Source organism: Blattabacterium cuenoti (assembly GCF_014251275.1).
Taxonomy (GTDB): Bacteria; Bacteroidota; Bacteroidia; order Flavobacteriales; family Blattabacteriaceae; genus Blattabacterium; species Blattabacterium cuenoti_AG.
Genome location: NZ_CP059183.1, coordinates 271241 through 285779, shown reverse-complemented (window position 1 = coordinate 285779; position 14539 = coordinate 271241). Strand labels below are relative to the sequence as shown.

Here is a 14539-nt window from a genome sequence, read left to right as displayed (position 1 = left end):
AAAATATGAAAAAAATTATAGCTCCATCTTTACTTTCAGCAAATTTAGCTTTTTTGTATCGTGATATAGAAATGATTAACGATAGCGAAGCTGATTGGGTTCACATAGATATTATGGATACCTCTTTTGTTCAGAATATTTCTTTTGGATTTATGTTCACAAAATACGTAAAAAAATATACTAAAAAACCTATAGATGTACATTTAATGATTTTACAACCAGATATATATATAGAACAATTAAAAAATTGTGGAGTAGCCCACTTACATATTCATTATGAATCTAGTATTCATTTAAACAGAACTATATTTTATATTAAAGAATATGGAATAAAAGTAGGTGTAGCCATAAATCCACATACTCCAGTTTATCTATTGCAAGATATAATTAAAGATATAGATTTTGTTTTACTAATGAGTGTTAATCCAGGATTTGGAGGACAAAAATTTATTAATAGAACTTACCAAAAGTTGGAAGATGTTAAAAATATAATTTTGAAAAATAATTCTCCTGCTCTTATAGAAGTAGATGGAGGAATAAATTTAGAAAATGCTTATTTATTGTTCAAAAATGGTGCTGATATATTAGTATCTGGTACTACTATTTTTTCTAATTCTAATCCAAGAAAAGTGATTAACAGAATGAAATTAGGATATTAAAAAGAATATTATCATGATTTCTGATACAAATAAGAAGAAAATACTTTCTATTTCATGTATAGAAGATGTTATTGGTGATTTTGTAGAATTAAAAAAAAGTGGATTAAATTATAGAGGGTTAAGTCCATTTTCAAAGGAAAGAAATCCTTCTCTTATAGTTTCCCCTGATAAAAAAATATGGAAAGATTTTAGTTCTGGAAAAGGTGGAAATATTATCACTTTTCTTATGGAACATGAGAATTTTACTTATGGAGAATCATTACGTTATTTAGCAAATAAATACAATATAAAAATTGATGATAATAAGGAATATTTATTTAAAAAGAAAGAAAAACATGAAGAAATATTATATGTAATACAAGATTATGCAAAAAATTTTTATATTAATCAGTTGTATGTTACAAAAGAAGGAAAAGAAAACGGGTTATATTATTTAATAAAAAAAAGAGGGTATAATATAAATATAATAAAGGAATTTGAATTAGGATATGCTCCAATTTCGTGGAATATTTTTACAAAAAAAGCATTAGAAAAAGGATTTAAATTAATAGATTTAATAAAATCTGGTTTTACTTTATTCAGATCATCTAATTATTTTGATTGTTTTCGCAATCGTGTAATGTTTCCAATACATAATTTATCAGGAAAAATAGTTGGATTTGGTGGTAGAAATATAAATTCTAGTTCATTTAATGTAATGAAATATATTAATTCGTCAGAAAGCGTAATTTTTCAAAAAGGAAAAACTTTGTATGGATTGTTTCAAGCAAAAAAAAATATTTTAAAAGAAAATATTTGTTATTTAGTAGAAGGTTATACCGACGTAATTTCTTTACATCAATCAGGAATAAAAAATGTAGTAGCATCCTCTGGTATATCACTTACTATTAATCAGATTTTGTTAATAAAAAAATTTACGAAAAATATTGTACTTTTTTATGATGGCGATCATTCTGGAATAAAAGCTTCCTTGAGAGTAATCAATATGGTATTGGAACAAGGAATGAATATAAGAATATTATTAATTCCTAAAGGAGAGGATCCAGATTCAATATCCAAGAAATATTCTACTTCTGAATTAAGATTTTTCCTAAGGAAAAATAGTTATAATTTCGTTTACTTTAAAAAAAAAATATATGAAAAATTTTGGAAAAATGATCCTATTAATAAGTTTCTTTTAGTTATAAATATTTTAAATAGTATTTCAAAAATATACAGTGTTCTTAAAAAAGAATTATTCTTGCAGGAAGCATCTAAAATACTAAATATTCGTGAAAAAATTTTATTAACCGAATTGGAAAGAATAGATAGAAAAAAAGATAATGTAAACGGTAATTTTAGTTTTATTCGTAGTGTAGTAGGAGTAGGAAAAAATATTAATAATAAAATAAAACATAATTTGTCTTTTTTAGATAAAAACAATCATGAACACTTTATTGAAAATAAATTAATGCAACTTATTTTATATCATGGAAATAAAAAAATAATAAAAAATGGTAATGGTAGTAGTACTACCTATACAACAATTACTGAAAAATTTTCATATTTTTTCAAATATGGTAAAATACATTTTACATCGAAAGAAAATGAAAAAAATTTTTTGATATTTTGTAATAAGAAAAAAATAGATTTATGTTTATCAAATAAATATAAATACAATAAAAATGAAAAGTTTTGTTTTTTATCTAAATGGGAAAAAAAAGGAATAGAAGTTCCTTCTGAAGAAGATAATATAGATCAATACGCAAATGATATATTATTGATATATAAATCTTTGTATGTATTACAATTAATTAAAAAGGAAATTATTAATTATAAAAAAAATAAAAATAAATTATTATTAAGAAAAATAATGTATTTAACCAACATTAAAAATAAAATTTTTAAAAAATTACATAGATATGTATAATATGTATACTATTCATTTAATATAATAGTAGTATATATTTAAATATTAAAGAATTTTTTTTAAATTAGTTCAATTAACTGATGTAAATTTCATAATATAGTTATAATGAAAAATTTAATTGGTAAAAAAGCTCCAAACTTTACAGCTAGTGCTGTTCTAAATGGTAAGGAAATTGTACAAAATTTTACTTTAGAACAATTTAAAGAAAGTAAATATGTTTTACTTTTTTTCTATCCTAAGGATTTTACATTTGTATGTCCTACAGAAATATATGCTTTTCAAGAAAGAATTAAAGATTTTGAAAAGAGAAATGTACAGATTATTGCTGTATCTACAGATACAGAACAATCTCACTTGGCTTGGTTACAAATTCCAAAGGAAAAGGGTGGGATTATTGGAGTTACCTATCCTATTGTTTCTGATATTAATAAAACAATATCTTACAATTATGGAGTGTTATCTGGAGACTTGATTTTTTGCAATAATAATAATGAAGAATGGGTAGCTAATGGAGAACTAATTGCATACAGAGGTTTATTTTTAATAGATAAAAATAGTATTATACGACATATATTAATAAATGATTTTCCATTAGGGAGAAATGTAGATGAAGCAGTACGCATGATAGATGCGATTCAATATTATGAAAAAAGTGGAGAAGTTTGTCCAGCAAATTGGAAAAAAGGTAAAAAAGCTATAAAAGCAAATCATAGTGGAATTGTAGATTATTTCTCATCTTAATCTTAATATAAAAATGTTTTGAGAAAGAAAATTGCATTTTACACAATAGGATGTAAATTAAATTATGCAGAAACTTCTACTATAGCAAGAAAATTTTCCAGTTTATATTATAAACATGTTTCCTTTAAAAATCATGCTGATATTTATGTAATCAATAGTTGTTCTGTAACTAATAATGCGGAATTAGAATTCAAACGGGCTGTACGTTCTGCTGTAAATAGAAATTATAAAGCTATTATTATAGCAATGGGATGCTATGCTCAACTAAACCCTGAAAAAGTCTCTTCTATTAATGGAGTAGATCTTGTATTAGGTTATGAGGAAAAATTTAAAATATTAGATTATCTTAATGAAAAAATATTTTTAAAAAAAAGAATCATTTCAAATTATAAAAATAATAGTTATTTTCCTTCTTTTTCTATTGGATATAGAACTCGTTCCTTTTTAAAAATACAAGACGGATGTGATTACAAATGTAGTTACTGCATAATTCCTTCTTCAAGAGGTCCTTCTCGTTCGGATAGTGTGGAAAATATATTAAATAGTATTAATTTTCTTTTCAAAAAAGGTGTAAAGGAAATTGTTTTAACTGGTGTAAATATTGGATGTTATAAAACAACTAACAACTTAGATAAGAATTATACTTTTTTAGATTTAATAAGAATTATAGAAGATAAAATAAAAGTAAGAGGGAGAGAGAGGATACGTCTTACTTCTATTGAACCAAATCTTTTGAAAAGAGAATGTATAGAACTATTGTCTAATAGTAAATGTTTTGCACCTCATTTTCATATTTCTTTACAATCTGGAAGTAATGAGATTTTAAGAAAAATGCGAAGGCGTTATAGACGAGAGTTGTATAAAGAAAAAATTAATCAAATACGACATCATATTCCGCATGCTTATATCGGTTCGGATTTAATTGTAGGATTTCCAGGAGAGACACATCAACATTTTTTAGAAACTTATCATTTTTTAAACAAGTTAAATATATCCTATATGCATATATTTACTTATTCACCCAGACCAAATACAACATCTATTGCTATTCCAGGAAATATATCTAAATCCATTAAGAAAAAACGAAATAAAGTTTTGAGACTACTTTCTAATAAAAAATACAGATTTTTTTGTGAAAACCATCTTTTTACGAAAAAAACGGTTTTATTTGAAAAGAATGATTCAGGTAAGAAATATTTGTATGGATATACAGAGAATTATATTCGTACTAAGATAAAATTCAATATAAATTTTGAAAATACGTTACAAGATGTTCTATTAACAGAGATAGATAAAGATGGCATTGTTATAGTAAAACCTATATTAGAATAGAAATATAAAATTTTAATATTATTTTCAAATAAATTCAACATTAAAAATTTTTTTGAATGATTTCTTTACTCTGCATTTTACATCATTAAGAGAAAGTTCAAAATTTTTTAATTCTTCTTTTAAAGAAGTAACTTTTTGATTTTCATAAATTCCACAAGGAATAATATAATTAAAATATTGTAAGTTAGTATTTATATTCAAAGCTAGTCCATGCATAGTTACCCAACGACTTATTTTAATTCCTATTGCACATATTTTTCTTAGTTTACCATGATTCAACCAAACTCCAGTGTTTCCTTTTTTTCGTATTCCTTGAATTCCATAATTATTCCACAAAAAATGTATGATGACTTCTTCTAGTAAACGGAGATATTTGTGAATATCTGTAAAAAAATAATCCAGATCTAAAATAGGATATATAATTAATTGTCCAGGTCCATGATAAGTAATATCTCCACCTCTATCTGTATGACAAATAGTAGCATTTATTTTCTTTAAAAAATCTGATGATACTAATAAATGTTTGTTTTTTTTACCATTTTTACCTATAGTATAAATATGATGATTATGCTCTACAAAAATAAGATATCCAGCTTCTTTATAAAAAATTTTATTTATTTTTTTTTGTATAATGTTGTTAAATATTCTTTTTTGATAATTAAAAGTTGTTACGTATTCTTTTTTTCCTAAATCTTCGAATAAAATCCTTTTTTTTTCCATAACTATTTAAAAATTCATCTAATAAAAAAAAACAAATGTACCTTAATTATTTCATTATCATAATTAAATCTATGTCCTATTTATCAGAACAACAAATGATACGAATAAAAAAGTTATCTAAATTGAAATTATTAGGTATTAATCCTTATCCTTCAGAAGAATATATAATAAATACTACTATTGAAAATATAAGAATAAATTTCTTAGAAAGAAAAAATGTTAGTATAGCAGGACGATTAATGCGTTTGCGGATTTTAGGAAAGGCAACATTTGGAGAACTTAAAGATCACACTGGACAGATTCAATTATATTTTAGAAAAAATGATTTATACTCGGATGAAATAGGAAAAGAAGAAACTTACGATATTTTATTAAAACAACTCTTAGATGTAGGAGATATTATTGGAATAAAAGGATTCTTATTTAAAACAAAAGTTAAGGAAATTACCATACATGTTAATAAATTAACATTACTATCTAAATCTCTACGACCTTTACCTCAAGTAAAAGTAGATAAGAAAAAAAAAAAAGTATATGATGCATTTTCCAATATAGAACAACGGTATCGTATGCGGTATGTAGATTTGATAGTTAATGAACATGTAAAAGAAGTGTTTATTAAACGTACTCGTATAATACAAGAAATAAGAAAATTTTTAGACGATAAAGAATATTTAGAGGTAGAAACTCCTATATTACAACCTATTCCAGGTGGAGCAATAGCTAGACCTTTTGAAACTTATCATAATGCACTGGGAATTTCTTTATATTTAAGGATAGCTAATGAACTTTATTTGAAAAGACTTATTATTGGCGGATTTAATGGAGTATATGAATTCTCTAGAAATTTTAGAAACGAAGGAATGGATAGAATTCACAATCCAGAATTTACCATATTAGAACTTTATGTAGCTTACAAAGATTATTATTGGATGATGAATTTTACTGAAGAACTTCTTTCACGTATATTTAAAAAATTCAAAGATAAAAATAATATTATTTTTAAAACTCCTTTTCCCCGCATTTCAATATTGGATTCAATTAAAAAATATACAGGATTTGATATTAATATTAAAAAAAAAGAAGAATTAATAAGAATTTGTAAAATATTACATATAGAAATAGATAAAGAAATTAGTAAAACTAAAATTATTGAAAATATATTTGAAGAAAAATGTGCACACCATTATATACATCCTACTTTTATTGTAGATTATCCAGTGGAAATGAGTCCTTTAACTAAGAAACATCGTAATAAAAAAAGTTTGTCAGAACGTTTTGAACTTATTATAAATGGACAAGAAATTGCAAATGCTTATTCTGAACTTAATGATCCTATAGATCAACTAGATCGTTTCAAAAGACAAATGACTGAAAAAAATAGAAAATATGAATCAATGTATCTTGATAAAGATTTTATACGAGCTTTGGAGTTTGGTATGCCACCTACTGCAGGAATTGGAATTGGAATTGATCGTTTAGTAATGTTATTAACTGAAAAAAAATCTATTCAAGAAGTTTTGTTATTTCCACAAATGCGTCCAGAAAATAAGTGATTCATTTCTTTTTTAAACCTAATACTTTTAATCCATTTACTGTAGCTATTTTTACTAAATGGTCTATATCATAATAATGACAAGCTTCTAACATAACACGTAATTCTATCCAAAGATTTCCATCTGAAAATGGTTTATATATATCACAAATATTATCAGTTCCAAAAGCAACTATGATTCCTTCTGGAATCATTTCATCTACTGGAGTTATAGAATTATGACTAGGAGTTAAATGTTCACTTCTAGTGTGATCTATCCAAGCAAGAGGACAAGATATCACCATTAAATTAGCCTTATTCATCAATTTATATATATCGTAACGATACGATCTAGAATGTGCAGCTAAAGAAACGCTATGTATAGCAACAACCTTTCCTTGCATTCCATGTTCAATTGTTTTCCTTGCTAATTGTTCCGTTTCCCTTTCTTCACTACTATTGAATTGATCTACATGAACATGTACTATCTTACCATTTTTTTTAGCTGTTTTTAATAAAATATCAATATGATCGTTTTCTCTTCCATAATCTTTTGCAGGCAAACCTCCAATAATATCTACAAAATCTACTGATTTTTCAAACCAATATTTTGATTTTTTATCTAGTACACCTTTAAGTACTTGATTTGCAAAACAAATTTGTATATATTTTCCATAATTTTTTTTCAATTTACTAGCTGCTTTTAATGCACGGTCTTCAATAACTTCATCTATGTCAATAAAAGTGCATAAAGCTTGTGTCCCTTGCATTAAGAAATATTCTATAGCTTTTTCCATGCGAATATAAATATCTTCTTTTGTAGCTAATCGTTTCATTTCATCTATTAGATACCATTTTTTTTTTAGCGGAAAATAATAATATTTAAAATTTTTTTTTGTTAAAGTATAAGCTCTATCTAGATGAGCATGAGCATTTACCCACCCTCCCTTTTTTTTTACTTTTTCTATAAAAATTTTTTTAGGATTCATCTATAATTTTAATTATTTATTTTTCTAAATATTGGAAATCCAAATTACTTTTTTAGTATAAAAAAATGGTTCATGAAAATAATAATTTAAAGGATATTCTATTGCATGAGGAAATTTTTTTATTTCATTAGAAATTTCCCCACCTTTTAGATATAAAGACCCATTTTTAATTTTATAGCTAGATTTTTGTTTAAATTTATTTTTTATCCAATTTTGGATAATATTGATATTAGATATTCCTCTAGTGACTACAAAATCAAATTTTTTGTCCAATTTTTCTGCTCTTATACAAATTGGATATGCATTTTTTAAATAAATAGCACGTACAATATTTTCTACCACATTAATTTTTTTTTGAATGGAATCTACTAATGTGAATTTTGTATATGGAAAAATTATAGATAAAGGAATACCTGGGAATCCCCCACCTGTTCCTAAATCCAGAACGGATGACCCAGGAAAAAAAGAAAAGACTTTAGCTATTCCTAAACAAAAAAGTACGTGTTGTTGATAAAAATCATAGAATGTTTTTCTAGATATAATGTTAATTCTAGTATTCCAATATGCATATAAATTTTTTAAATAGTACAATTTATGTATTTGTTCCTTCAATAAATTTGGAAAATATTTTTTAATTAATTCCATAATAATTGGATATTAAAAATTTATAATCAAATTTATTTAGATTTGTATTCATTTCAAATCATCTATCCATGAAAAATAGATTGTCTCATCGTTTACAAAATATATCTTACTCACAAACTATAGCCATGGCCGCAAAAGCTAGAGAACTAAAAAATAAAGGATATGATATTATTAACCTAAGTATAGGAGAACCTGATTTTATTCCACCTCATTTTGTTTTAAATGCTGCTAAAAAAGCCATAGATGATGGATATCATTATTATACACCTGTTTCTGGTTACTTTGATCTTAGAGAAGCAATATGTGAAAAATTTAATCGTGATAATAATTTAAAATACCTACCATCCCAAATTGTAGTGTCTACTGGCGCAAAACAAGCTATTATGAATGTACTTTTATCTTTGCTAAATAAAGATGACGAAGTGCTCCTTCCAGTTCCTTATTGGGGAAGTTATTATCAAATGGTAAAATTTTGTGAATCACATCCCATTATTATCCCTACAAGAATGAATAATGATTTTAAAATAAATCCAGAAGAATTAGAAAAATATATCACAGATAAAACAAAATTATTCATTTTTAGTACTCCTTGTAATCCTACAGGTAGTGTTTATACTTATGAAGAATTAAAAAATTTATCAGAAATTTTCAAAAAATATCCAAAAATAATGATTTTATCTGATGAAATTTATGAACATATTTTTTATGAGGAATTTACTACTACTAGTATAGCAATCTTTCCTGAGATTTATCCTCAAGTAATTACATTAAACGGATTATCTAAAGCATTTTCAATGACTGGGTGGAGAATTGGATATATAGGTGCACCAGAATGGCTAGCTAAGTCTTGTGATAAAATACAAGGTCAAATGACATCTTGTGCAAATTCTATTGCACAACGTGCAGCTATAGCTGCTATAAAATCAGATCCAAATGATATAAAATATATGATAAAAGAATTAAAAAAAAGAAGAGATTTAGTTTTGTGTCTTATCAAAGAAATTGATGGATTTAGATTTAATAAACCAAATGGAACTTTTTATATTTTTCCAGATATTTCATCATTTTTTGAAAAAAAAATACATGGTAAATTGATTATAAATGCAGATAAATTTTCAAACCTATTGCTTGAAAAAAGTCAAGTAGCTACTGTTAGCGGGAATGCTTTTGGATATGATAAATGTATACGTATTTCTTATGCATCTTCAGAAGAAAAAATAATAGAAGCATTTACAAGAATAAAAAATATATTATCTTAAAAAATTAAAAATTTGTAAAAATAATATGGGATGGGGTGGACAACCGGATTCGAACCGGCGCCCCTCAGAACCACAATCTGATGCTCTAAACCAACTGAGCTATGTCCACCATAATATACAACATATAAACAAATATAATGAATTGAATTTCTAACAACAAAAACTTTCAATAACCTTTTTGCAGTAATCTATAAGATCACTATAAATCCATTGTAAAATGTAGTTTTTTTCTTGAATAGGATATAATAGATGAATGTTAGCTCCAGCATCTAGTGTAAAATAGATATTCTTTTTGCTTTGCATTCTAAATTCCCATACAGTATGAATTACATTTAAAGTATTGGGCTTCATCCATAAAAAATAAGGATTAGAGGTCATAATCATAGCATGAAGGGATAATGCTTCATATTCTATTAATTTTCCAAATTCTTGTATATCTCCTATTTTTAATATTGATATAAGACTATCCATATTTCTATTTGCACATTTAAACCTCTCCTTAGCATAAGGATGATTATTCATTAATTTATGACCTTCTGAACTTGATATTTTTTTTGGAGTTTCATCTATTACTAAAATTGTATTCATCAAATTGGTAAAAATAGAATGTATTTTGTATGGATATGGAATTGCATAAAGATCATTACTTCCTTTTATGGATTTATGAAAGCCCCAAACGACTAATCCAGGATATATAGATCTACAAGCACTTCCTGAACCTAATCTGGCCAAAAAAGAAGCTTTTTTTCTTAAAAAAGCTTCTTTTAAAAAGTAAGTAAAAAATCTTTTTTCTATTTCCATGATACATAATGCTAGAGCACTCATAGAAGATGCAGAAGAAGCTATTCCACTACTGTGAGGAAAAGTATTATATGTTTCTATAATAAAATCATAATTACGTAAATAAGAACAGTAGAATGATATTCTATGAAAGAATTCTGATACTTTTTGCAAAAAAAAGTAGTTTTTTTTTCCAGATACAAATACTTTTATAGATGATATGTTTTTATCACATTTTTCTTTAATATTATAAATCAATTTTGTAACAGTATATACTTTATCCAATGAATAACTAATAGATGAATTCAAAGGAATTTGAATTTTATCACTATGTTTACCCCAGTATTTAATTAAAGCAATATTAGAATTACTTTTTTTTGTAACTATTCCATGTTTATCTAAATGATATTTTTTTTTATATAAAAAAAACAATATTTTATTAAATTTAAAGATTTAATTACCAATCATTTATCACTATAGTCTAACATTTTTTTTTCGTCTAGTTCTCCTTCAGTACGAGCTATTACACAACTAGCTAATCCATTTCCTATAACATTTACAGTAGTTCTAGCCATATCCATTAATTCATCTATTCCTATTATAGCTAGTATAGGCCAAGTAGGTAAACCAAAAGTAGCTACTGTTGCTAGAAGAATAACTAAAGAGGCTCTAGGTACTCCTGCGACACCCTTACTAGTCAAAATTAAAGTTAATCCAATAAATATTTGTTTACTAAAACTTAAAGGAATTCCAGATGCTTGCGCAACGAAAACAGTGGCTAAAGATAAGTAGAGAGTAGTTCCATCTAGATTAAAACTGTATCCTGTAGGAATAACAAAAGCTATAATCTTTCTAGGTACTCCCAATTTTTCTAGATTCTCCATAAGTAAAGGTAAAGCAGATTCAGAACTTGTGGTAGCAAAAGCTAGTGATACTGGTTTTGTTAATGCCTTTACAAAACCCCTTAAAGGAACTTTTATCCATAGAAGAATAGGATATAATACAACTATTAAAAAAATAAATAAAGCAATATACAGTGTAAATAACAACTGCAATAAATTATACAAAATATCCATTCCCATATGTCCTACTGTATAAGCTATAGCAGATCCTACTCCTATTGGAGCAAAATACATAATTATTTTGGTAAATTTAAACATAATTTCTGAAAGACTTTCTGCAAATAATAAGAGAGGCCTTCTCTTTTTTTCATCTAAAAAAACCATGGAAATTCCGAATATTACAGAAAATACCACAATAGGCAATACATCTCCATGATATATAGATTTAGTAAAATTTTCTGGAAAAACATGAAGAATGGTATCTTGCCAAGATCTACTTTCTACTTTTGGTAACTGTTGATTTTTTATTCCTTCAGGAATTACAATCCCTACTCCAGCTTTAGATAGATTGATAGCAATAAGACCAATAAATAAGGCTAAAGTAGTTACTATCTCAAAATATAGTAATGATTTCCATCCCATGCTACCTAATTGTTTAATGTTTGAATGGCTAGCGATGCCAACTACAAGAGTAGAAAATAGTATTGGGGCAATGATTGTTTTTATTAATCTTAAAAATATTTGAGATAAAAATCTAAGTTCTATAGCTATTTTTGGTTGATCTAATCCTAATTCTATTCCTATAATAATGGATAGTAAAATCCAAGTAGTTAAATCTTTTTTTAAAATAGCATATAGAATGAAAATAGATATTACGAAATATCTTAGTATGCAAAGAGTGAATTTGTCTAATCCTAAAAAACCTTTGAAAAAATGTAAAAAAACACAAGATAAAACACTTAAAAAAGCTATAAACAAAACTTTTTCTTTTTTTATTTTCATTCCATTACTCATTTTATAAAATTCAACATATGAACATATGTAAAAAAAAAGGATATAAAAATCAAATCGGTAACAGACCCGCAGGGACTCGAACCCTAACTAACAGAACCAAAATCTGCTGTGCTACCGTTACACAACGGGTCTATAGGAAAATGTAAATATATACCATTTTTTTTCAAAAACATGATAATTATTCCTAAATTTAATGGGTCTTTACTTTTTATGTTTATTATGTTTAAAAAATTTTTAATTTATGGCTGTAAAAATACGTTTAAAAAGAATAGGTAAAAAGCATAAACCTATTTATCATATCGTTGTAGCTGATTCCCGTTCTCCAAGAGATGGGAGGTTCATTGAGAAAATAGGAACTTATAATCCTAATCTAGATCCTCCTTTAACTATATTAAAAATGAAAAATTCTGTTTCATGGTTAATTAAAGGTGCACAGACAACAAATACAGTTAAATCACTTTTTTCTAAAAGTGGAGTATTACTAAAAAAACATTTATTGGAAGGAGTTAAAAAAGGAGCATTTACTACTGAAGAATCTAAAAATAGATTTGATGCATGGTATAAAAAATATAGAATTTAATTACACAAATAACATATAAAAGAATGTAAAATATTTAATCTAATCAATTTTGAATTTTTATGGTTTTTGTTTAGAGAATAACGACCTATACGTTCCCTTCTTAAAGAAAGAAGGTATGCTCTACTTTTCAGTGCTATACCAAAATCATTTGCTAATGATCTTATATATGTACCTTTTCCACATTCTATAAAAAATCTAATGTAGGGAATTTTTATTTTTAAAATACTAAATTTATAAATTTTTACGATCCTAGATGTTAAAAAATTCATTTTTTTTCCTATTCTAGCATATTCATAATATTTTTTTCCTTTTTTTTTTAAAGCAGAAAAATAGGGAGGAAATTGTTCAATTTCTCCTGTAAATTTTTCAGATATATTTTCAATCATTTTTTCATTAATATGAGAAATAGAAGAAAAATTTTTCTCTTTAGTTTCTGAATCAAAAGAAAATGTATCACATCCTAATTTAATAATTCCTGTATAAGATTTTTTGCAATTTTGTATGATCGACACTTTTTTAGTAAACTTTCCAGTAAGAACAACTAATAAACCAGTTGCTAGAGGATCTAGTGTCCCAGCATGTCCTATTTTTATTTTTAAGGAATTATTATTTCCAATTTTAGTAATATAATTTTTAATTTCTTTTACAATTTTGAAAGATGACCACCCCCAAGGCTTATCTACTAATAATATTTTTCCTTTTTGGAATTCTGATAAATCATTATTTATAAACATTTATAAATTAATTAAATAATGTCTTACAATAAAAAAAATACCTAAAAAAATTCTATAATATCCAAATAATTTAAAATTGTTATTTTTTAAGTATTTCATAAAATATTTGATAGTTACCAGAGAAGTCATAAAAGAAACTAGGTTCCCTAACAATATCATTTTAATTTCTTTGAAAAAATCAATGGTTAAATAATCAAATTGAAAATAATAATCAAATAATTTTTTACATGTAGCAATTACAATAACTGGAACAGATAAAAAAAAAGAAAATTCAATAGATTTTTTTCTATCAACATTTTGCAGCATACAGGTAACAATAGTAGTAGCACTTCTAGATACTCCGGGTATCAAAGAAATACATTGAAATAATCCTATTATAAAAGATTTATAATAAGTTATACAGTTGTTTTTTTCGCAAAAAACTTTTTTATCATAAATATCTTCAGATTTTAAAATCACTAATCCTCCAATAAAAAGTGATAAAGCAACTACAATGGGGTTATCCAAAAAAAAATTAATTTTTTTTTGGACTAATAACCCAATAATTCCTATTGGTAAAATTGCTATAAATATCTTTATGTAAAAATCTAATTTTTTAACAAATATTTTCTTTCTATATAAAAATATTATTGATAAAATTGATCCAATCTGAGTAGAAATAACCAATAACTTTGTTATTTTATTTTCTAGTATTCCCATTATAGTAGCAGCAATTATCATATGTCCTGTAGAAGAAATAGGAAAAAATTCTGTTATTCCCTCAATAATTCCTAATATAATAGATTGAATATAATTCATGAA

The 14539-nt window shown here is 25.2% G+C and carries 14 protein-coding genes and 2 tRNA genes; 7 read left to right on the top strand and 9 right to left on the bottom strand.

Features of this window, described 5'->3' with window-relative positions; translation table 11 throughout:
- Positions 1-5: 5 nt before the first annotated feature.
- The 4 genes from rpe (at position 6) to mtaB (ending at position 4641) form a co-directional block, all read left to right on the top strand.
- On the top strand, positions 6-659 hold the full coding sequence (gene rpe, locus H0H76_RS01355) for a ribulose-phosphate 3-epimerase (RefSeq protein WP_185855746.1): 654 nt from the start codon (positions 6-8) through the stop codon (positions 657-659).
- 13 nt (positions 660-672) lie between these two features.
- Entirely contained in the window at positions 673-2568 is a 1896-nt protein-coding gene (dnaG, locus tag H0H76_RS01350; RefSeq protein WP_185855745.1) for a DNA primase, read from the top strand.
- A 105-nt stretch (positions 2569-2673) separates the two neighbouring features.
- Positions 2674-3309 (top strand): peroxiredoxin, encoded by a 636-nt coding sequence (locus tag H0H76_RS01345; protein WP_185855744.1) that lies wholly within the window; start codon positions 2674-2676, stop codon positions 3307-3309.
- 18 nt (positions 3310-3327) lie between these two features.
- Positions 3328-4641, top strand: coding sequence for a tRNA (N(6)-L-threonylcarbamoyladenosine(37)-C(2))-methylthiotransferase MtaB (gene mtaB, locus H0H76_RS01340; RefSeq protein WP_185855743.1), 1314 nt, complete (start codon positions 3328-3330; stop codon positions 4639-4641).
- 24 nt (positions 4642-4665) lie between these two features.
- Here mtaB and lipB read toward each other — a convergent pair whose 3' ends face one another.
- Positions 4666-5361 (bottom strand): lipoyl(octanoyl) transferase LipB, encoded by a 696-nt coding sequence (lipB, locus tag H0H76_RS01335; RefSeq protein ID WP_185855742.1) that lies wholly within the window; start codon positions 5359-5361, stop codon positions 4666-4668.
- Positions 5362-5432: 71 nt separating this feature from the next.
- Here lipB and lysS point away from each other — a divergent pair, with 71 nt between their 5' ends.
- Positions 5433-6917 carry a lysine--tRNA ligase gene (lysS, locus tag H0H76_RS01330; protein ID WP_185855741.1) on the top strand — a complete coding sequence of 495 codons (1485 nt, stop codon included), beginning with the start codon at positions 5433-5435 and terminating at the stop codon, positions 6915-6917.
- A 1-nt stretch (position 6918) separates the two neighbouring features.
- On the opposite strand, the gene H0H76_RS01325 is transcribed toward lysS, so the two are convergent.
- Both H0H76_RS01325 and rsmG read right to left on the bottom strand, forming a co-directional pair.
- Complete coding sequence (locus tag H0H76_RS01325) at positions 6919-7884, bottom strand: amidohydrolase family protein (RefSeq protein ID WP_185855740.1); 966 nt, start codon at positions 7882-7884, stop codon at positions 6919-6921.
- A gap of 24 nt (positions 7885-7908) precedes the next feature.
- Positions 7909-8529, bottom strand: coding sequence for a 16S rRNA (guanine(527)-N(7))-methyltransferase RsmG (gene rsmG / locus H0H76_RS01320; RefSeq protein ID WP_185855739.1), 621 nt, complete (start codon positions 8527-8529; stop codon positions 7909-7911).
- 68 nt (positions 8530-8597) lie between these two features.
- Between rsmG and H0H76_RS01315 the strand changes: the two genes are divergently transcribed.
- A complete protein-coding gene (locus H0H76_RS01315) occupies positions 8598-9788 on the top strand; it encodes a pyridoxal phosphate-dependent aminotransferase (RefSeq protein ID WP_185855738.1) in 1191 nt (396 codons plus the stop codon).
- A 31-nt stretch (positions 9789-9819) separates the two neighbouring features.
- Here the strand turns inward: H0H76_RS01315 and H0H76_RS01310 are convergent.
- From H0H76_RS01310 to H0H76_RS01295, 4 genes are all read right to left on the bottom strand, one after another.
- Positions 9820-9897: transfer RNA gene (locus H0H76_RS01310), tRNA-His, on the bottom strand.
- A gap of 41 nt (positions 9898-9938) precedes the next feature.
- Entirely contained in the window at positions 9939-11000 is a 1062-nt protein-coding gene (locus H0H76_RS01305) for a diphosphomevalonate/mevalonate 3,5-bisphosphate decarboxylase family protein (RefSeq protein ID WP_185855737.1), read from the bottom strand.
- Positions 11001-11032: 32 nt separating this feature from the next.
- Positions 11033-12424, bottom strand: a complete 1392-nt coding sequence (locus H0H76_RS01300; RefSeq protein WP_185855736.1) for a dicarboxylate/amino acid:cation symporter — start codon at positions 12422-12424, stop codon at positions 11033-11035.
- Positions 12425-12485: 61 nt separating this feature from the next.
- A tRNA-Gln gene (locus H0H76_RS01295) sits at positions 12486-12556 on the bottom strand.
- Positions 12557-12665: 109 nt separating this feature from the next.
- Between H0H76_RS01295 and rpsP the strand changes: the two genes are divergently transcribed.
- Positions 12666-13004: a 30S ribosomal protein S16 gene (rpsP, locus tag H0H76_RS01290; protein ID WP_185855735.1), complete on the top strand. Its 339-nt coding sequence runs from the start codon at positions 12666-12668 to the stop codon at positions 13002-13004.
- Here the strand turns inward: rpsP and truB are convergent.
- Entirely contained in the window at positions 13001-13738 is a 738-nt protein-coding gene (gene truB / locus H0H76_RS01285; RefSeq protein ID WP_185855734.1) for a tRNA pseudouridine(55) synthase TruB, read from the bottom strand. The genes rpsP and truB overlap by 4 nt on opposite strands.
- On the bottom strand, positions 13739-14536 hold the full coding sequence (locus tag H0H76_RS01280; protein WP_185855733.1) for an undecaprenyl-diphosphate phosphatase: 798 nt from the start codon (positions 14534-14536) through the stop codon (positions 13739-13741). It lies immediately after the preceding gene.
- Positions 14537-14539 lie beyond the last annotated feature (3 nt).